The organism is Nocardia sp. NPDC003963 (assembly GCF_053605105.1).
On record NZ_JBSGIP010000022.1, the window covers coordinates 26,010 to 44,302 of the forward strand.

Annotated in this window: 27 protein-coding genes; 11 read left to right on the forward strand and 16 right to left on the reverse strand. The window is 66.8% G+C overall.

What is annotated here, in order from left to right:
- Positions 1-38 precede the first annotated feature (38 nt).
- Entirely contained in the window at positions 39-446 is a 408-nt protein-coding gene (locus ACWEWT_RS26075) for a hypothetical protein (protein ID WP_452562767.1), read from the reverse strand.
- Between the two features lie 247 nt (positions 447-693).
- Between ACWEWT_RS26075 and ACWEWT_RS26080 the strand changes: the two genes are divergently transcribed.
- Together ACWEWT_RS26080 and ACWEWT_RS26085 are read left to right on the forward strand one after the other, a co-directional pair.
- A complete protein-coding gene (locus ACWEWT_RS26080; RefSeq protein WP_452562880.1) occupies positions 694-1,587 on the forward strand; it encodes an oxidoreductase in 894 nt (297 codons plus the stop codon).
- 142 nt (positions 1,588-1,729) lie between these two features.
- Positions 1,730-2,140, forward strand: a complete 411-nt coding sequence (locus ACWEWT_RS26085; protein ID WP_452562768.1) for a PPOX class F420-dependent oxidoreductase — start codon at positions 1,730-1,732, stop codon at positions 2,138-2,140.
- A 54-nt stretch (positions 2,141-2,194) separates the two neighbouring features.
- Here ACWEWT_RS26085 and ACWEWT_RS26090 read toward each other — a convergent pair whose 3' ends face one another.
- The 6 genes from ACWEWT_RS26090 to ACWEWT_RS26115 all read right to left on the reverse strand — a co-directional run bounded on the left by ACWEWT_RS26090 (position 2,195) and on the right by ACWEWT_RS26115 (position 5,763).
- Positions 2,195-2,710 carry a DUF1990 family protein gene (locus tag ACWEWT_RS26090; protein WP_452562770.1) on the reverse strand — a complete coding sequence of 172 codons (516 nt, stop codon included), beginning with the start codon at positions 2,708-2,710 and terminating at the stop codon, positions 2,195-2,197.
- Between the two features lie 115 nt (positions 2,711-2,825).
- The gene (locus tag ACWEWT_RS26095) at positions 2,826-3,029 is read right to left on the reverse strand and encodes a hypothetical protein (protein WP_452562772.1); all 204 of its coding nucleotides are present in this window, start codon (positions 3,027-3,029) and stop codon (positions 2,826-2,828) included.
- The gene (locus ACWEWT_RS26100; RefSeq protein WP_452562773.1) at positions 3,016-3,528 is read right to left on the reverse strand and encodes a GNAT family N-acetyltransferase; all 513 of its coding nucleotides are present in this window, start codon (positions 3,526-3,528) and stop codon (positions 3,016-3,018) included. Before ACWEWT_RS26100 ends, ACWEWT_RS26095 begins: the two co-directional genes overlap by 14 nt.
- Positions 3,529-3,796: 268 nt before the next feature.
- The gene (locus ACWEWT_RS26105) at positions 3,797-4,207 is read right to left on the reverse strand and encodes an arsenate reductase ArsC (RefSeq protein WP_452562775.1); all 411 of its coding nucleotides are present in this window, start codon (positions 4,205-4,207) and stop codon (positions 3,797-3,799) included.
- A gap of 15 nt (positions 4,208-4,222) precedes the next feature.
- Positions 4,223-5,248: an ACR3 family arsenite efflux transporter gene (gene arsB, locus ACWEWT_RS26110; RefSeq protein ID WP_452562882.1), complete on the reverse strand. Its 1,026-nt coding sequence runs from the start codon at positions 5,246-5,248 to the stop codon at positions 4,223-4,225.
- A gap of 35 nt (positions 5,249-5,283) precedes the next feature.
- The gene (locus tag ACWEWT_RS26115; RefSeq protein ID WP_452562884.1) at positions 5,284-5,763 is read right to left on the reverse strand and encodes an ArsI/CadI family heavy metal resistance metalloenzyme; all 480 of its coding nucleotides are present in this window, start codon (positions 5,761-5,763) and stop codon (positions 5,284-5,286) included.
- A 97-nt stretch (positions 5,764-5,860) separates the two neighbouring features.
- Here ACWEWT_RS26115 and ACWEWT_RS26120 point away from each other — a divergent pair, with 97 nt between their 5' ends.
- Positions 5,861-6,220, forward strand: a complete 360-nt coding sequence (locus ACWEWT_RS26120) for an Rv2640c family ArsR-like transcriptional regulator (RefSeq protein ID WP_452562776.1) — start codon at positions 5,861-5,863, stop codon at positions 6,218-6,220.
- A gap of 273 nt (positions 6,221-6,493) precedes the next feature.
- Entirely contained in the window at positions 6,494-6,718 is a 225-nt protein-coding gene (locus tag ACWEWT_RS26125; RefSeq protein WP_452562778.1) for a hypothetical protein, read from the forward strand.
- Positions 6,719-7,160: 442 nt separating this feature from the next.
- On the opposite strand, the gene ACWEWT_RS26130 is transcribed toward ACWEWT_RS26125, so the two are convergent.
- A complete protein-coding gene (locus ACWEWT_RS26130; protein ID WP_452562779.1) occupies positions 7,161-7,709 on the reverse strand; it encodes a VOC family protein in 549 nt (182 codons plus the stop codon).
- A gap of 189 nt (positions 7,710-7,898) precedes the next feature.
- Positions 7,899-8,774: a transcriptional regulator CynR gene (gene cynR, locus ACWEWT_RS26135; protein WP_452562781.1), complete on the reverse strand. Its 876-nt coding sequence runs from the start codon at positions 8,772-8,774 to the stop codon at positions 7,899-7,901.
- Positions 8,775-8,882: 108 nt separating this feature from the next.
- Here cynR and ACWEWT_RS26140 point away from each other — a divergent pair, with 108 nt between their 5' ends.
- The 7 genes from ACWEWT_RS26140 to ACWEWT_RS26170 all read left to right on the forward strand — a co-directional run bounded on the left by ACWEWT_RS26140 (position 8,883) and on the right by ACWEWT_RS26170 (position 13,639).
- A complete protein-coding gene (locus tag ACWEWT_RS26140; RefSeq protein ID WP_452562783.1) occupies positions 8,883-9,665 on the forward strand; it encodes an ankyrin repeat domain-containing protein in 783 nt (260 codons plus the stop codon).
- A 97-nt stretch (positions 9,666-9,762) separates the two neighbouring features.
- On the forward strand, positions 9,763-10,197 hold the full coding sequence (locus ACWEWT_RS26145; protein WP_452562785.1) for a DoxX family protein: 435 nt from the start codon (positions 9,763-9,765) through the stop codon (positions 10,195-10,197).
- A gap of 517 nt (positions 10,198-10,714) precedes the next feature.
- Positions 10,715-11,194 carry a GNAT family N-acetyltransferase gene (locus tag ACWEWT_RS26150; RefSeq protein WP_452562787.1) on the forward strand — a complete coding sequence of 160 codons (480 nt, stop codon included), beginning with the start codon at positions 10,715-10,717 and terminating at the stop codon, positions 11,192-11,194.
- A 171-nt stretch (positions 11,195-11,365) separates the two neighbouring features.
- Positions 11,366-11,686: a type VII secretion target gene (locus ACWEWT_RS26155; RefSeq protein WP_452562789.1), complete on the forward strand. Its 321-nt coding sequence runs from the start codon at positions 11,366-11,368 to the stop codon at positions 11,684-11,686.
- Entirely contained in the window at positions 11,683-12,408 is a 726-nt protein-coding gene (locus ACWEWT_RS26160; protein ID WP_452562791.1) for a hypothetical protein, read from the forward strand. The genes ACWEWT_RS26155 and ACWEWT_RS26160 overlap by 4 nt, the downstream gene beginning before the upstream one ends.
- A gap of 1 nt (position 12,409) precedes the next feature.
- Positions 12,410-12,922: a hypothetical protein gene (locus ACWEWT_RS26165; RefSeq protein WP_452562793.1), complete on the forward strand. Its 513-nt coding sequence runs from the start codon at positions 12,410-12,412 to the stop codon at positions 12,920-12,922.
- Positions 12,923-12,973: 51 nt separating this feature from the next.
- Positions 12,974-13,639 (forward strand): hypothetical protein, encoded by a 666-nt coding sequence (locus ACWEWT_RS26170; RefSeq protein WP_452562795.1) that lies wholly within the window; start codon positions 12,974-12,976, stop codon positions 13,637-13,639.
- Here ACWEWT_RS26170 and ACWEWT_RS26175 read toward each other — a convergent pair.
- The 7 genes from ACWEWT_RS26175 to ACWEWT_RS26205 all read right to left on the reverse strand — a co-directional run bounded on the left by ACWEWT_RS26175 (position 13,627) and on the right by ACWEWT_RS26205 (position 18,247).
- A complete protein-coding gene (locus ACWEWT_RS26175) occupies positions 13,627-13,770 on the reverse strand; it encodes a hypothetical protein (protein ID WP_452562796.1) in 144 nt (47 codons plus the stop codon). The two genes, ACWEWT_RS26170 and ACWEWT_RS26175, sit on opposite strands and share 13 nt — an antisense overlap.
- A gap of 695 nt (positions 13,771-14,465) precedes the next feature.
- Positions 14,466-14,915, reverse strand: coding sequence for a DUF6188 family protein (locus ACWEWT_RS26180; protein ID WP_452562798.1), 450 nt, complete (start codon positions 14,913-14,915; stop codon positions 14,466-14,468).
- A 118-nt stretch (positions 14,916-15,033) separates the two neighbouring features.
- Complete coding sequence (locus ACWEWT_RS26185) at positions 15,034-15,387, reverse strand: DUF6086 family protein (protein ID WP_452562799.1); 354 nt, start codon at positions 15,385-15,387, stop codon at positions 15,034-15,036.
- A gap of 124 nt (positions 15,388-15,511) precedes the next feature.
- Positions 15,512-15,976: a hypothetical protein gene (locus tag ACWEWT_RS26190; RefSeq protein ID WP_452562800.1), complete on the reverse strand. Its 465-nt coding sequence runs from the start codon at positions 15,974-15,976 to the stop codon at positions 15,512-15,514.
- A 192-nt stretch (positions 15,977-16,168) separates the two neighbouring features.
- Entirely contained in the window at positions 16,169-16,690 is a 522-nt protein-coding gene (locus ACWEWT_RS26195; RefSeq protein WP_452562802.1) for a hypothetical protein, read from the reverse strand.
- Positions 16,691-16,828: 138 nt separating this feature from the next.
- Positions 16,829-17,434 (reverse strand): TetR/AcrR family transcriptional regulator, encoded by a 606-nt coding sequence (locus ACWEWT_RS26200; RefSeq protein WP_452562803.1) that lies wholly within the window; start codon positions 17,432-17,434, stop codon positions 16,829-16,831.
- Between the two features lie 6 nt (positions 17,435-17,440).
- The gene (locus tag ACWEWT_RS26205) at positions 17,441-18,247 is read right to left on the reverse strand and encodes an enoyl-CoA hydratase family protein (protein WP_452562805.1); all 807 of its coding nucleotides are present in this window, start codon (positions 18,245-18,247) and stop codon (positions 17,441-17,443) included.
- Positions 18,248-18,293: the final 46 nt, after the last annotated feature.

Genomic DNA, 18,293 nt, shown 5'->3' on the forward strand with positions numbered 1-18,293 from the left:
AGCGCCGCGGCCTCCGGCCACAGCGGGTGCGCCGCCGGTCACAACACCGGGCAGGCGGAGCCGAGGTTCAGGCCGGAGCCGACCTCCACCCGAAGAGACTGTTCACTACCGGTATTCACGGCGTGCAGATTGTGCGTACCGGGAGTCTGCGGGGTCCATTCCGCGGTGACCTCGCCGGATTCACCGACGAGGATCGCACCGGGCGGATCGAACGAACCCTTCTGGCTGTCGTAGAAACTGATGTACTCGCCCGGCTCCGCGGTGGCCGTGGCGGTGTACGTGCAGTGCGTGCCGTAGGGCGCCGGGGAGCTACCCGTGCCGCTACCCGGCGCCAGTTCGAATTCGGTGATCGCGGCGGGTGCGGCGGGCGCGGTGACGACGAGCGCCACGGCCAGCGCGCCCGTTGCCGATACCGCGACGGAAGCGGTCCTGCGTGAACGATGCATCGACGACCCTTTCGGAGTGACAGCGGATCGAACGGTGACAGCGGATCGAACGGAATGCCGGGATACGGAGTTTCGGCCGCACGGACCGACCCCGGAACGCGACCCTCACGCTACCCGTCCGGCCCCGTGGTGTTCGGCGCTTCCGATCATTTCTTCGTATCCGGGGCGATGTGTGTTACCCGCGTAATCGCAGGCAAGACATCATTTCCGCCGCACCCACGCCCGGCGGCGGCCCCCGCGCTACCGTCTGGACATGAGTTCTTCCCACTGGACCGCAGCCGATCTGCCCGACTTCGACGGCCGCACCGTGGTCGTCACCGGCGCCAACAGCGGCGTCGGTTTCGGCACCGCCACCCTGCTGGCCCGCGCCGGAGCACATGTGGTGCTCGCGGTCCGCGATATCGGCCGGGGTAACGAGGCCGCCCGCCGGATCGGCGGCAGCAACGAGGTCCGGCGGCTCGATCTCGCCGACCAGGCATCCATCCGCGAATTCGCCGAGGCGTGGCAGGGCGAGATCTCGATCCTGGTGAACAACGCCGGAGTCGCGATGGTGCCGCAGGGCCGGACGCAGGACGGCTTCGAAATGCAGTTCGGCACCAATCATCTCGGCCATTTCGCGCTCACCAATCGGCTGCTGCCGCATATCACCGACCGTGTGGTGAATCTGGCCTCGGGTGCCCACCGGGTGGGCACCCTCGATTTCGACGATCTCGATTTCGCGAAGGGCGGCTACGGCCCGGTGAAGGCCTACGGCCGCTCGAAACTCGCGAACCTGCTGTTCACCCTCGAACTCGAGCGGCGGCTCCGGGAAGCCGGATCGGCCGTCCGTGCGACGGCCGCCCACCCCGGCTACGCGGCCACCGAACTCGGCACCGCGAATCGCAACAGATTCCTGGTCGCCCTAGTGCACCTCGCGGGTCGCTATCTGGCCCAGCCACCGGAGCAGGCCGCGCTGACCACTCTGTTCGCGGCGACCCAGGACCTGCCGGGCGCGAGCTACATCGGACCGGACGGCCGCGGGGAGATGCACGGCTATCCGGCCCTCGTCGGCCGGTCGGCCCTGGCCAGTGATGTGACCGTGGCGCGGCGACTCTGGGAGGTCTCCGCCGAACTCACCGGCGTCGATTTCGGTCTGTCCTGATCAGGACGGAATCCACCCGACGCGCCGGATGCGACGCGACGGCTCCGGACCGGGTGCGCACGAAATAATCGGGGCCGTCGACGATCGCCGTGCACGAGAGTCCGGCACGGCATCCCCCGGACCTGTCGCAAGGAGGCTCCCGATGTCGTTCACCGAAGAAGAAGTCACCTATCTGCGCTCGCAGCCGCTCGCGCGCATAGCCACGGTGGGCCCGGGCGGCCAGCCCGATGTGGCCCCGGTGGGCTACGAGTTCGACGGCACCTACCTGTACATAGGCGGCCACGCCCCGGCGCGCACCAGGAAATTCCGCAATATCGGACAGGGCAATACGAAAGTCGCGGTGGTGATCGACGATCTCGTGTCCACCGACCCGTGGACCCCGCGCTATCTGCGCGTCTACGGGACGGCGGAACTGGTGGAGCGTGCCGGGCAGTTCGGGACCGCACCGTATATGCGCATCACCCCCACAGTGTCCTGGAGCTTCAATCTGGTCGGGCGGGCTTTCTCCCCGGGCGAGGTCGAGGTCCGGCGGACCGTTCACCCCGCGCCCTGAGCACGATCACCGCGCGGCAGCGGGTCGTCACCGACTCTTCACCGCCCGGGTTCATCACTCCCGCGGCGTCCGGCGCAGCACCGCGAGATAAGCCCTCGCGGCCACCCGCTGCGCCAGCACGGCCAGTGGTCCACCGAGGCGCGTATACCAGCCGGCGGGGCTGGAGAACGCGGTGATCACGCCGTAGACGATATCGGTGGCCGGATCGTATTCGACAGCGAACAGTTCCTCCCCGCTCTCCGGATGCCCCGGCAGGGTGCCGTAGGCGAAACCGATCCGCTCCGGCTCGCGCAGGACGTAGACGACCCGGCACGGCGCACGCAGACCGAACCGGCCGATGCCGAGCACAACCGTGACATCGGCCCCCGGTTCGGCCACCGGACGCTGCGTCTCCCGGAGAATTCCCAGGCCGCGCTGTATCCGATAGCCGAGCACGGCTTCGCCCAGCCGCTGGAATTCGGCTCTACCGCGGGCGATCTCGCGACGGACCCGCAGATGATGCCGGCCCGGGGGCAGTTCGCCCCGCGTCGCGCCGACCTCGGAATAGGTGAATGAGGGCCGATCGTTCATACCCCGATCCTCGCCGCTGCGGACCTGCTACGCGACACCCGCCGCCGAACAGCCCGATCAGCGCGACGACGATCCTCGGTCCGGCCCGGGCCCGTGCGCCGGACCGCCGGGGTCCTCATCGGGATGCCGAGCCGGTGCGCAGTAACGCAGCCGAGCGGCGGGCATGCTCACTGTCGGCGAGGGCGGCGAGGGTCACGCCGGTGGCCGGTGCCAGTACGTAGGTCGTGGTGACATCCGGTCGCAGCATCGTCCGGGCGCGTTCCACCAGGACATCGGCAGCGGTGGTCATCGAGGTGTGCCGTTCTTCAGGAGCTGTCACTGATCGACCGGGTCAACAGCAGGGTGGTACTGCCATCATTTTCGGTGATGTCCCGGATATGCTCGAAACCGACTTTGCTCAGGACATGCAGCGAAGCCTTGTTCGGCGCGGCCACGGTGGCGTGCACCTCGGTCAGTCCCAGGGTGTGGAAACCGTAGGCGACGAGCGCTTCTGCCAACTCGACGCCCAAACCGCATCCCCACATCTGTGGGGTCAGAGCGTAAATGATCTCGTAGCCCTCGACCGCGTCGGTCGGCTTGATCTCGGCATGCCCGACCAGGCGTCCCTCCCGGCGAACGGCCCAGACGTCGAACAGATCGTCCGCATAGACCTCGGTGAAGACCCGCCCGAACAAGGCCCGGTCGGACGCTTCGGAAGACGGGCCGTCACCCATCCATCGAGATACCCTCGCGTCCTGAAACAAAGCGACGAAGCCTTCCTCATCCTCCGGAACGTACCGCTCGAGGACAAGACGCTGAGTATGCAGAGTCGAAGTCACGAGCGCCGACGCTACCCGCGAGCCGACGTAGGACTCGCTGGTGATCGCGGCCGGTGAACTGGCCGGTGCCGGTCTGCCCGCGATCGGGTAGTGGAGGCGGAGGCGGCAGGAACCGGACGCAGTCTCGAAACCATGGATTCGAGACTGAGTTCGAGGCGGCTGTCGAGACGGGCGGGTGATACGGAACTGCTACGGCACAGCCACGGACCGGATACAGCAGAACGCCGCCGGCCGGCGTTCTGCTCTGGGCCTGGTTCGGTCCGCGGAGTCAGGTGGCTTCCACCCCGAGTTCGGTGAGCAGACCCCGGACCCGGTGTTCGATATCGTCGCGGATCCGGCGCACGGTGGCGAGGTCGGCGCCGGCGGGATCGTCGAGTTGCCAGTCGAGGTAGCGGGTTCCGGGGAAGTAGGGGCAGGTGTCCCCGCAGCCCATGGTGATCACTACATCGGAGGATTCGACAGTGTCGGCGGTCAGGACGGCCGTGATCCGGTCGGAGATATCGATTCCGGCCTCGCGCATCGCCTCGATCGCGACCGGGTTGATCGTGTGGGCGGGCGCGGTACCGGCGGAGCGGACCTGGACCCGGTTCCCGGCGAGGTGGGTGAGGAAGGCGGCGGCCATCTGGGAGCGTCCGGCGTTGTGGACGCACACGAACAGCACGCTCGGAGTGGAGGGCATCAGGGCAGAGACCTTTCAGCCGACCGGTGCCGAGGTGAGGCGCCGGCGTAGGGCGAGGGAGAGATAGACCAGGGCGAGCAGGACCGGGACCTCGATCAGCGGGCCGACCACACCGGCCAGGGCCTGGCCGGAGGTCGCGCCGTAAGTGGCGATCGCGACAGCGATGGCGAGTTCGAAATTGTTGCCCGCCGCCGTGAACGCCATCGTCGTGGTCCTCGCATAACCCAGTCGCAGCATCGCGCCGAGGGCGATACCGCCGCCCCACATGAGCGCGAAGTAGATAAGCAGCGGCACCGCGATCCGCACGACATCGAGCGGCCGTGCGGTGATCTGCTCACCTTGCAGGGCGAACAGGATCACGATGGTGAACAGCAGCCCGTAGAGCGCCCACGGCCCGAGCTTCGTGAGCAGCCGGGTTTCGTACCAGTCCCGGCCGCGTGCCTTCTCCCCGATCCGGCGAGTGAGATATCCGGCGGCCAGCGGGATCCCGAGGAACACCAGCACCGAGACCGCGATATCGACCGGTGAAGCCTCGATCGTGGCCTGCTCCAGCCCCAGCCATCCCGGCAGCACGGAGAGATAGAACCAGCCCAGGACCGCGAACATGAGCACCTGGAATACCGAGTTGATCGCGACCAGCACCGCAGCGGCTTCCCGGTCCCCGCAGGCGAGGTCGTTCCAGATGATCACCATCGCGATGCAGCGCGCCAGCCCGACGATGATCAGCCCGGTCCGGTACTCGGGCAGGTCCGGCAACAGCAGCCACGCCAGCGCGAACATCAGTGCGGGTCCGATCACCCAGTTCAACAGTAGCGATCCCGCGAGCAGACGCCGGTCGCCGGTCACGGTGTGCAGGCGGTCGTAGCGGACCTTGGCCAGCACCGGATACATCATGATCAACAGTCCGGCCGCGATCGGCAGCGAAATCCCGTCCACCTCGACCGCTGACAGGCCCTCACCCAGGCCGGGCACAAGTCGACCGAGCGCCAGCCCCGCGGCCATCGCGACTCCGATCCAGACCGGCAGCAGCCGGTCCAGCATCGGCAAGCGCGGTGCCGGCGCCTCTACCGCCGTGCTCACGCCGGGGTGCAGCAGACGTTTCCGGCGTCACCGCGGCCGTCGGTGCCGCAGCATGTCCGCACCGCTTCCTCATCGGAGATCTCGGCAAACTCCGGCGCGGTGCCGAAGGACTCCGAATCCGCGAGGACGGTGTAGACCTCCCACCGCTCCGCACCGGGCCCGGTCACCCAGACTTTGTCCTGGGTGGCGAAACAACACGTCGTCGCGATCTGCTCCTCGGTGAACACCCCGGCCTCCGACAGGCGTGCGATCTCGGAGTGGACCTTCTCCGAGGACTCGACCTCGACACCGAGGTGATCGAGGCTGCCGCCGTGGCCGGGGTTCTCGATGAGCACCAGCTTCAGCGGCGGCTCGGCGATCGCGAAGTTCGCATATCCCGGCTTGCGTTTGGCCGGTTCGGTACCGAACAGGGTCGAATAGAACCCGATCGCGGTTTCCAGATCGTCGACGTTGAGCGCGAGCTGTATCCGGGACATCATGACCACCACCTGTGTGACATATATCGAATAGCTGGCGACCGTCAGTCTGCCACCTTTTCGACATAAGTCAATATCTGCCGGTAGGATGCGGTGTATGCCCAAAGCGCTCCCCGTTATCGACATCACCGCACCCGTCTGCTGCGCCCCCGTGGCCGCCGGCCCGGTCGACGACGATGGGGCACTGCACGTCGCGCTCCGGTTGAAGGCGCTCGCCGACCCGGTCCGGGTCAAACTCATCTCGCTGTTGCTCGCCGACCCCGATACCGGCCGCACCGGCGGCGACCTCGCCGCGGCCGTCGGGTTATCGGAATCGACCGTCAGCCACCACCTCACCCAGCTCCGCAAGGCCGGGTTCATCGACTCCGAACGCCACGGCATGAGCGTGCTGCATCAGGCCCGCCGCGACGCCCTCACCGCACTGTGCACCGTCCTCGACCCCAACTGCTGCCGCTGACCACCCAGGGACAACTGCCAGAGCCTCGGGCAGTATCGAGAGTTGTTGTCGGTGGCCGATGGATTTGTCGTTCTTCCAGTTGTCGTCACCGAATTCGGACGCGGCCGTTGATACACCCTCGCACGTGAGGAGCCGAGACGACCCGGGAATTGGGGGCAATCGACAACGCAGCGATCGACATAATGTGAAACACGCTGTACAGCAATTGCGTCCGCCGATCATGCGCGGGTGCAACGATCTGTCCCGACGTGAGACACCGATGATAGGAACACTGTGAGATCCAGATTCAGTACCGCCGTCGCCGCCGTTTCCATCGCCGCGGCCGGTCTCGGTGCAGCAGCCGGGACCGCCTCCGCGGCGCCGGTGCAGTTGACCCCAGCGGCACCGGTGACCGATACCGACCCGGGGACCGGAGGTGCCACCGGATCTGCCGACCAGTTGGCGCAGGTACTGCAGCTGCTGCAGACCGGGTCCAACTACGCCGGCGGAAACCTGTAACAAGCACCACCCGTACGAACCTCCGTGGACGATCTCGGTGCCGGGACGCCGGCTCGTCCACTTCGCGAGAGCGACGTGGGGCACCACCCGAATCTGCGCAACCTCGGGTGACTGGTCGTCAGGCCGCTGAACTCCGGAAGGCTTCCCCGCTTTCCGGGGTTCGGTCTTCCTCTCGGTGAGCACCTCGATCTGGCGCGACAGCCCACTTCGAGGGCGGCCGGCCCGTCGAGCGCCCTGCGCGGGCGGCGTGACAGGGAAGCGCCTACCGGTTCGCCGCGAGCGCGGTGAGAACAGTGATCGATCATCTCGGCCGGGGCCGGGTGGGCCTCGACATCATTGCGGCCGCAGCGATGCCCCTGAGACCGCCGAGAGCGATGCCTGCGGCGCGGTAGACGACATGTCGAAATTCGCGACCACGAACAGGTCTCTCCCCTTGTTCATTTCATATCGCCGATTGTTCTCCGGCCGGCTCGACCGGAGCGCTGCTGCGGCCCTCGGCGCGGCCGCTGAGTTCGGCGTCCAGGCTCGCCTGCGCGACCCGCATCCCCTCGGCGTACACCGGTTTCCGCAGCCGCTCCCACATCTCGTCCTCGGCGACATCCTCGACCCGGCCGACAACCCACCAGATATTTCCGAAAGGATCCCGGATACGACCGCCCCGTTGCCCGAAAGCATCGTCACGCACCGCGGTCACGGTCCGGCCGCCGGCGGCGAGCGCATCCGCGAACGCCGCGTCCGCATCCGGGACGAACACCCGCAGCAGACTCGGCAGCACCGGCCAATCCACCTTCCGGTCGAAGGCCAGGACGACGGTATCGCCCACGCGGATCTCCCCGTGCCCGATGGCACCGTCCTCGGTCACCACCCGCGCCAGTTCCTCCCCGCCGAAGGCCCGGGTGACGAAATCGAGAAAAGCGCCCGTGTCATCGGTGACCACCCACGGCGCGACGGTGGTGTAGCCCATGGGCGTCGTGGCGATATGTCCGGGCATCTCGGTCCTCTCGTCGATGGAATACGAACGCGACGATAGAAGCGATAGCGGCCAGATTTTGTCCGTAATTGCCCGGTTGGCAGCGCGGTGTGGATTCGTCCGTGACGGACTAAGGCGCGCGCATCCTCCGTTCGAGGAGCGGCGCGACACTCTCGTTGTTCGGCCTGCTCCCGGGCGAGCTGATAAAGGTCAGCCGCTTTCCCCGGCCAGCGCCGCGAACGCCCGGGCGGCCGCGGAATGGTAAGCGGTCCTGCGGCGCAGGAGTTCCACCGTCCGGGCGGCCGGTGGCGGGGACAGCGGCACCGGATGCAGGTCCGAGCGCTCGACCGTGATCGCTTTCGGGAGGACGGTGGCCAGTGAACCGCGGCGGACGAACTCCAGCAGAGCACTGATGGAATTCGCCTCGACCCCGATATACGGGGCGATCCCGTACCTCGCGAAGTACCTGTCGATATACGAACGCGTCGCGAAATCCCCGGTGAGCAGGCCCAGCGGCTCGTCGGCGAGACGCTCGACCGGTAGTGGCCGCGAACTGTCCGCCAGGCGATGGCCCGAACCTACGACGAGGACCAGTTCTTCGGTGAACAGCGGGGTGCGCTCGATTCCGGGGGTGTGGGTGCCGGCGAAGGCGATTCCGAGATCGATCCGGTCGGCGAGCAGATCGGCCTCGATCCGGTCCTGGGTCGTTTCCCCGACGACGAGCCCTATCCCGGGATGCGCGGACCGGAACCGGTGCACCAGCGGCCCGATCAGATAGCTGGTGAAAGTAGGGGTCATCGCGATTCGCAGCCGGCCGCGGGACAGATCCCGGACATCGTGGACCGCGCGTTCGGCGGCATCGAGGTCCCGGAGCGCGAGCCGCGCGTGCTGTGTGTACGCGTCGCCGGCGTCGGTGAGGCGCACAGTGCGGCCCGAGCGGTCGAGCAACTGCACGCCCAGCGACCGTTCGAGCTGCTTTATCTGCTGCGACAGCGTGGGCTGCGAAATATGCAGCGCTTCGGCCGCGCGGGTGAAGTTGCCGTGATCGACGACCGCGAGCAGGTACCTGAGGTGGCGCAGCTCCATCGAGCAACTATAGGCCCTGCCTATAGAGACGATGAGCACCATCTCTTGGACACTATCGCCGCTGTTCGGCATCGTGGGACTGTCCACTCGGCCAGGAGGAATCCCGTTATGCGCACCGTTCGCCCCGGCGCGGCCCTGTGCGCCGTGCTCGCGACACTGTCTCTCGGTGCCGCGGCGTGCACCACGGATCCACCTTCCGCGGCCCAGCGGACCGCGCCGGCGAGTCCTGCGCAGCCGATCGTCGCACCGACTCCACCGCCCACCGTCGACCCAGCACTCGATGCGCGACTGCTGCAGGCGGCCGCGAGCAACGACGCAGACCTGGTCCGTGAACTGATCGCGAGTGGGGCCGACCTGGAGACCCGTGGAGAACAGGGCCGCACGCCGCTGATCGCCGCCACCCGGAACCGAGCCACCGCGGCCGCCCGGGTGCTGATCGACGCGGGTGCCGATGTCGACGCCGAGGACGACCTGGCGGACTCCGCCTACCTCTATGCCGGTGCGGAAGGTATCGACGACATCCTCGAGATGACGCTCACGCACGGCGCCGATCTGCGCAGCGTGAATCGCTACGGAGGCACCGCGCTCATCCCGGCCGCCGAACACGGCCACGTCGACACTGTGCGGCGGTTGATCGCCGCCGGGGTCGACGTGGACCACATCAACAAATCGGGCTGGACCGCACTGCACGAGGCGATCGTGTACGGCGACGGATCGGAGCGCTACCAGCAGGTCGTCACGGCCCTGCTCGCGGCGGGCGCGGACCCGTCGATCCGGGACAGCTCCGGCCGCACCGCATTGGACAATGCCGGACGGCTCGGCCGATCCGCCATCGTCGCCGCCCTGCGTGATCACGCGAGCACCGGAGCGGGCAACGAACAAGGACGCTGACCGACTCCGTCACCGTCTCGCCGCGGACACGGCTGTCGTCCACCGTCGCGACCGGTACCGAACCCCCGAGCTGATCTCTCCCGAAAAGGACACCATCATGAGCACTCTCCGCAATCTGCTGATCCTGCTGGCCCGTGCCGGTCTCGGCATCGTCTTCCTCGCCCACGGATGGCAGAAGTTCTTCACCAACGGAATCGCCACGACCCAGCGGGGATTCGAATCGATGGGCGCCCCGCTACCCGATATCTCCGCGATCGCCGCCGCCGGCATCGAACTGGTCGGCGGCGCGGGCCTGATACTGGGTGCGATCACCCCGATCTGGGCGGTACTGCTCTTCGCGGATATGGCCGGCGCCTACCTGATCACCCATATGGGTAACGGCCTGTTCGTGAACGGCGGCGGCAGCGAACTGGTCGTCGGACTCGGCGCAGGCACTCTGCTACTACTGTGCACCGGCGCGGGCCGTTTCAGCCTGGACGGGATGGCGGCGGACCGGGTCCCGTGGAATCGCACCGGGCTCGTACCGGCCTGACGTCAGGGTTCACCAGCAAGGGAGTCTCATCGCCCCTCGAGTAGCACCTGGTAGCGCTGGGTAGGTTGTCGGCCGGGCCGCACGAGGTCCGCGCCGGTACCGAGCAGAACAACTACGAGGAGCACTCCGAGCGAGCCCGGCGCCTGGATGGCTTCCAACGAGCCGAGCACGAATTCGACCCCATACCGTTCGGCTCTGGCCGAAGGTCTGCCCCTGTACACGACCGATCCCGACGATTTCAAAGGACTGGAAGAGCTTGTCACCGTAAGAGCCGTGACTCTGCCGCGGGTGCCGCACGAGAGCAGCGTCGAGTAGACAGGTCGGCGGGCCCGGGCACACTGCCACCGTCAGCGGCAGGGTCACTGCTTGCGATCGAATATCACGGGTCTCCGACCAGCCGACCGGATTGCCGGGTACCCGATATCCGCGGCGCCACCTCGGCATGGCAGGCCGTATCCGACCGGTCCGCATCGCTATTCGATTGACACCCGGCGCTCGGTGGTGAAATCTGCGCCGAATGATCCAGGCGCGGCTGCTACCGCTGACCGAAGAGAATCTGCACCTGTTGCTCGCGGCGGCGGTGGCGGATGCCGATCCCACGGAAGTGATGCCACCGGTTCCCGGTGCAGCCGGTTGGGATCCGACGGCCAGGAAGGCATTCCTGGAATTCCACCACGCCCGGTCCCTCGCCGCGCGGCGGCCGGTGGAAACCACCTACCTCGTCATCGTCCACGAACGGGTCGTCGGTGCGGTCCGGCTCGAACCCCTCGACGGCGGCCGGATCGAAATCGGCGCCTGGATCGGAAGATCGCGCCGCGGGCACGGGATCGGTACCGCGCTCATGGACGAATTGCGCGCACTGGCCCGCGGCTCGGGTGCGCGGCAACTCGTGGCGGCCACCACCGCCGACAACACGGCGGCCCGACGCCTCCTGGACCGTGCGGGTGCCGAATTCACCGTCTCCGGTATCGATATCGATGCCGTGGCCGAACTCTGAGACGACTTCCAGAGCGCGTTGCACGATCGCCATGGGTGCGGTGCAGGCAACCGGACGGCACAGGTACATTGGGCTCATCCGATGCTCGACGAAGCACAAGCGGACTCGGCGCTGCGCGCAATAGGCACCGCTCGATTCCGATTGTGTTCCAGGATGAGGAAGAGGGGGATCATGCCGGAAGATCTTTCCGTGCGACCAGAAGATCTCGATGGGCTCGCGACGACGCTGAAACAACTCGCAGACGAGAACATACGAGCGGAATCGTATATTCGGGATCATATCGATCTCTCCAGCGAACAAGCCGGATTGATGTACGGACGAGTGGCAGAGACGATTCAGCAGGTTCGGGATCTGCTGGAGAAGAACTACAGCGGGCTGGGCAACCTGACGTCGGTTTCCTCCGGCGAACTGTCCAGAACCGCACAGATGTACCGGACAACCGATGGATCCACAGCCGCGGCACTGGACAAGACCTACCCGGCGAAGAAATGACTTCGGAAAAGCCCGTCGAGAAACTCACCGATCCGGGCGCAGGCGATCCGATACCAGATCCGCTCGAATTATTTCTGAACAACAATATATACTCACTCACCTATTGGGCCAACTATTTCGTTGTGCGGACTCTCGACGCAGATCCGCTGACCTGGGCTACAGCACAGTTCACCGGCGACTGGGAGCAGATGCAGATCTCCGCATCCGCAATTCGTAATCTGGCTTCCTACAACGACTCCTACTCCCGCACCCTCGGCGAAGCCGTCAAGGATATAGACTCCTGGCGCGGCAATGCCGGCGACTCCGCACGGGATTATTTCGACCAGTTCCGCGGCGCCACCAAGGATCAGGCCGCTCCGCTCCGCGATATCGCTACCCAGATCGAGGAGTTCTCGCTCTCCTCCTACTACACGGCGCAGGGCGTTTCGTTTCTCATACAGGGAATATTCGATACTGCCGTCATAGCAATCGTGAAGGAGCTGGCGGCAATCGCTGCGGCGCACACCGGAGTAGGCGCCACCGCGGCAGCGGTACTACAGGCATCGGTGGTTGCCGATATGCTGAAAATGGTCGCTCTGTGGAATCAGGTGCTCTCGACGTACGCGACGTATATCACCGCCGGCGAGACGGCGATCGGGATGATATTGAACGGGGTCGCCGGTATCCAGTCGGCGGAAATTCCACCACTACCCGATAACGCCTACGACCACCCGGGAGTGTGACGTGACGAATCCGGAACCGATGTTCGATGTCGCCCGGGGCGATGCGGCAACCTCACGGCAGCTCGGCGAAGCGCTGCGCACCTTGGCCGCGAACACCCGCGACCCCGCGTTGCGCGCGCTGACCCGGGAGGTGCTCGACGGCCGGATGGGAGTGCGCGATTTCGCCCGCACCGAGACGATCAGCAAACTACTGGACTCGGCCGTGCCCGCCATGATGAAACGAATCGGAGCACTGTCCGAGGAAGAGCGAGAACGCCTCGCCGAACAGGGCCGAGCCGATCTCGAGCGGTACCGGCAGCAGGCGGCCGCCGGGCCGGAGCCCACCGCGGACGATCCCTGGCGGGACATGCCGGCCCGACAGCCGGAGCCGTCGCCCGCGGCGGAGCCGCACTCGGTATCGCCACCCGCCGACCGTGGAACACGCCGCCGCAAGGAAGAGGTCGTGACCCCCGACGAGCCGGACGAAGACGATCTCTATTTCGAGCAGCGGCGGCGCCACGGCTGGCTCGAGTAGGGCGGGGCGGTCACGATGTGGAACAGAACAGGATTCCGCCGGAAATCCGATGTGGCGATCGCTCTACGGCCGTATCGCGGGCCGCTCAGCGCGGCCGAGATGGGGCAGCGCACCACGCTCTCGGAGACCACCCGGCTCCGTTTCCTCGAGGTCGGGCAGGAGCTACCCGACCGCTGCGCCCGGCACGGGCGGACGGCGGTAACCCGTATCGACACTCAGCAGCGGCTGCACCAGGGCGCGAGAGGACAGGTCGAGAGCACGTGGTGGTCCTCCTACCGCTGGGGTCTCACCCGGTATGCCGGGACCCCGGCGACCACCGTGCACGTGTACGGCCGCTGGCCACTGTGCCGATCCTGCGCGTGGCTGCACCGCATACTCACCGCACTCGCCCTCGGCCTCGGGGCGTCCGGTCCGCTCGCCCTGTGCGTACTTTTCCTCGCCGTCCAGGCCGGGGTGGTCACCGAGGTGACGCTGCCCATGGTGCTGGCCTTCTTCCCCGGCTGGCTGCCCGGCGCACTGGCCCTCGCGCTGACCCTGCACGCCCGGGGTGCGCGGCCGGCCCGGGTCCGTCCGATGACCACCACCGCGCATTTCACACTGCGCGCACACCCGGATTTCGCGGCGGCGCTCGACGCCGGACACCCGAATTCGCACGTCGACACCCGCAGCCCCCTCGGCGACGACGAGTCCCATCGATCGCGCGGTCAGAGCTCGTGATCTTCGCGGTAGTCGGTCAGGGTTCGTTCGAGCAGGTTGTTCAGGTGGGCGGAGAGTTCGGCGGTATCGGCGGGGACGGCGTGGACCGTGGCGGTGGCGCAAACGCGGTAGCGGCCGTCCGGGTAGTCCATGATGTGGAAGTCCCGGGCCGGGGCCGGCCGGTGGTCGTAGGCACCACCCGGGTAGACGGTGATATGGGCGACGGTCGAGCGGGGGCGTTCGAAGAAGCGGCGGGCCGCGTCGCGCAGGCGGGCCCGCGTCGTCGAAGAATGCCGTGAACGGCCGGTTCGTCGACTTCCGCGCGATCCATCCGAATCTCCGGGCCGCTGCCACAGGGCACGTCGGGGAAGGCGCCGAGGACACGGCGGGCGAGGGTGTGCGTGGGGACGAAAACTATCCGCACCTGGCCGCCACGGTCGGTGCCGGCGGCCGAGTCCTGGGTGAGCAGCACAGCGCCGCGGCCGGCGACGGCCGCGTGCATGCGCAACCGGGCGGCCGGGTCGGCGTCGGCGTCCGCGCGTGGCAATATGGCCCGCCGAACCGCTGCGCCCGGCCGGCCGAACCACACGACGAGTGCGGCATCGGACGCCGATCACCCCGGCCACGGTGGCCTCGGCTGGCGATCCACCACCGACCTGCCGACCGGACTGCACAGCACACTCGACTGGATCGGGACAATCGTCGCCGGAACCCCACCGCCCCGGTCACGCTGATCAATCACGACCGGCCCACCGAGGACAGCCGCGGCCCTACCTATCCCCGCGGTACGACAGCCGCGAGCAAACATGCGTCAGCCGCCCTATCGGTCGGCGCACAATTTCCGATTCTATGATCCGCTCGCCGACCACACAGCCAGCTCACCACCCGGCATACAAGCCACCCTGAATCCGTGAGCTCCGACTATGTTCCATGCCTCGTAATCCGGATCCGCAAAAGCCTGTAGTGTGCTTCCGGACTCGAATTCCAACTGCAATGTCCCGTTGTCTGCCACATGCGCGGCCCGAAGCGCTCCACTGAGCTGCGGACCCACTTCCTCGGGTATTTCACCGATCGGATACCGGTGCACGTTGTCACCTGATATTCGGAGGCCCACCGAACTCTCGATCTGCACCTCGAAAGCCGTTCCCACACGGAGTATCAGCACGGGAACGAGCTGCACCAGTTCTACTGGGCGCCCAGGCATGGGGATTATCAGCCTCGCCATCCTTTCGGAGTTGGATATGTACCATCCGGATCGATCGCAATGTGTGTTTCCGAGTTGGGCCCGGCTTGCCATCAAGGTCGTCGCGTCTGCGCCTGATCCCGTCCGAACACAATGTGGTCTCCAGAGGCGGCGGATGACCAGCGGTCACTGGATACTCAGGGAAGGACGAGAGGCATGGCTTTCTATGATCTCACTGCGGCATGGACAACGCGTGAACACGGTCGAACAATTCCTGCTCGGCATCAGATCCGGGAGCGATCGAGTTGCCACCCCGCTCCAATAGGACAATGGACGGCGCCAGCACTGCTCCGATCAGCATTCTCAACACTGGATGTTCACTGGCGAAGTAGCTTTCGTACATAGCTCGAACGAACGAATCGAATTCATGGAGTTCGATCTCCCAATAGTCCGCAGCCATAGCAGTCATTCCGGTCGAAGTTTCGAGCACGCCGGCCACATCCTGGGCCATGCTCACATACAGTCGGCCGACTCGGAGAGCAGGACTCCATACGGTGACATCACCGATATCGAAGATGTAGCTCATCAGACCACTCCAGCTGAATCCCGGCGTTCGGATGCTTTGTGCTCGAGTCGTCGACCGCCTTCTCCACAGCCGCCTCGAACTGCGGATCGGCGCCCGCCTCGGTGAACCGCGAGCCGAGTCCACCCTATGGCTGCCGCTGGTCCGCCAGCGCTGCCACATAGTCGGGGTGGACCGCGGAAACGATCATGGCGGTCCGGTCGTCGTTCAACCTGGCCTCGCGGATCGGGCGTGTATTGCTGAAAGCCACCCTGCTCGCGACGAATCCCCAGAGAGCCACGGGAACCAGGTACATCATCGCCCGGTGGAGATCTGTACCGCCGTCCGGGAAGAAAAAGTCCTGCCCCAGGGGAAAAGCGATTGCCAATACGCCTGCGGCGGGGACACAGGCGAGAAGTGCCCGCCCCACCCATCGATACGTCCGCATCCGGCGCAGGCAATGCGAACAACAAGGCCAATGGGTCGCGACCACCGCGTCCGGCGTGGAGTACCGGAAAGTCCGCGACATTCCCCTCCACTTACCGACGAAGTGCACTGCATCGCTGGTGAAGGTCTGCTGTTCCGAACCGTACTCCGCCGCCAAGAAGTTCACCTGGGTAGCGGGCCGCGCTACCGCGAGGCGGCCGTGTTCCGCGCAGCGGTCCGGCAACGGCTCGCAAATCGAGAAGATCGAGGGCCCTCTGCGGTACACCCCCGCTGTGATATCGGCGCGAATCTCTATCGATACCGGATGTCGGATGATATCCCCCTCGGAGAGCAGCGAAATCGAGTACCGCCATGGCGGTCATTCCAGCCAGCCGCGCCGGCCTCGGTCCTGGAAATAGCGGTCGTCCTCATCGGGTTCATCCGGGGTAACGACCACATCGCGCCAGGAACGGCGCGCTTCCGGCGCCGATTCGGCAGCCGTGGTAGGTGGCCGGCCGGTTATCGGGTCCCGTGCATCACTTGATGAGTGATCGGTCGCACGGGCCGGCGGTGTTCCCGGGTCTGCTACGGGTTCGGACATTTCACGTCGAACCCGTTCCAGATCGGCCGCACCACGGTCGGCCAGCTCTCGACGCTCTTCGGCGGAGGTTTCGGCTGCCCACCGCACGGCGTCCGGGGCCACGCGGTCCAGGACGCGATTGAATGCCTCGCCGTTCATCAGATCCCGTGCGCTCATCCGGCCACTGGTGATGTCGTCGATCTGACTCTTCAGGGCGGGATCCGGTGAATGCCGGGCGATCATCTGCAGGGCCCCGGCCACCTGCAGAGACAAAGCCTTGTCACCGTGTGCAACATCCAGCGTGGGTTCATTCCAGTTCATGACAGCGCTCCAGGGTGGTTGTAACCCTCGGTTCCGAGGCGGGGGACGCGGGGTAGTTCCAAGATTGCCTGCATACCCGCCGCCACCGCAGCGACGACCCCTTCCGATGCCGCCGGGTGGGCGCGGCCACGGACCGTTTCAACCCCTCCTGGCTTCCAGCGCCTCGTGCAAGGTGACCGCCCACTGGTGCACGATCTGTGTGCGGCGGGCCGAATCGTCGGTGAGGACGTCGGCCAGACCGAGGCCCCGAGCAAGGTCGAGAGTGGCCTGGACCAGGTGGTGGGTGACCGGATCGGTGTCGTCGACCGCCAGGGCCCGGACGGCGCGGCGATGCGCGCCGCGGCCGAAACGAGCCTCCAGCGGGACGATTCGTTCACGCAGGGCGGGGTCCGCGGCGGCATGCGTCCAGACCTGGAGGGCGGCTTTGAACAGCGTGCTGGTGTAGGACTCGACCAGCGCGGCCACCACCGCTTCGGTGCGGGCCAGGCCGGGTTCCGCGTCCACCGCGGATACCGCCTGGTCGGTGCGGGTGTCGAACATATAGGTCAGGGCGGCGGTGATCAGGTCTTCGCGGGTGGGGAAATGGTGCTGGGCCGCGCCTCGCGACACCCCGGCGCGTTCGGCGACCACCGATACCGTGGCGGCTGCCCAGCCTCGTTCGGCCAGGCAGTCGATGGTCGCCTCGAGGAGCCGCTGCCGGGTGGCCCGGCTGCGGTCCTGTTTGGGTTCGTGGGGTGTCGCCATAGCGGCCTATTCTGCCGAGGGCGTTTCGGTGGCCGGGACGGCCCAGCGGGGTGGGCGGCGTTGCAGGAATGCGGTCATCCCCTCGATCACTTCCTCGGTCCCGAAGAAACTGCCGGAACGGCTCGCCAATTCGGCTGCGGAACGGTCGAATTCGGCGAGGATCGGCGCGGTGGTGAGACGTTTGCTCGCCGCGAGGCCCTGCGGGGAACCGTGGCGCAGCTCGTCGAGTAGTTCGGCGACCCGGGCGGCGGGGTCGCTGGTGGCCAGGGTTATCAGGCCGATGCGCTCGGCGGTGTCGGCGTCGAATTTCTCGCCGGTCAGGAAGTAGCGGTCGGCGGCGCGGGGTGCCATCCGGGGCAGCAGGGTCAGCGAGATCACGAACGGGGCCAGGCCGAGCCGGGCTTCGGTGAGCGCGAAACTGCTGGACAGGCCCGCGACGGCGATATCGCATGCCGCGAGCAGGCCCATACCGCCGGCCCGTACATTGCCGTCCACCCGCGCGATCACGGGTTTCGGGAGTTCCAGGATCGTGCGCAGCAACCGCACCATCCACTGGGTGCGGATATCGGAGGCGGCGGCGGGGTCGGCGTCCACCGCCTCCTTCAGATCGGCTCCGGCACAGAAGGTATTACCGGTGTGGGTGAGGACCACCCCGCGCACCTGCAGGTCGGCGGCGGCACGCGCCAACCCGTCCAGGAGTTCGGTCACCAGACGCGCGGAGATGGCGTTGCGGTTGTGCGGGGAGTCGAGGGTGAGGGTGGCGAACCCGTCCTCGACGGTGTAATCGACAACCCGGGTCTCGGTTCCGGTCACGGCGGTCCTGCCTTTCTGGACGGGCCGGGGTGCGTCGACCCCGGCC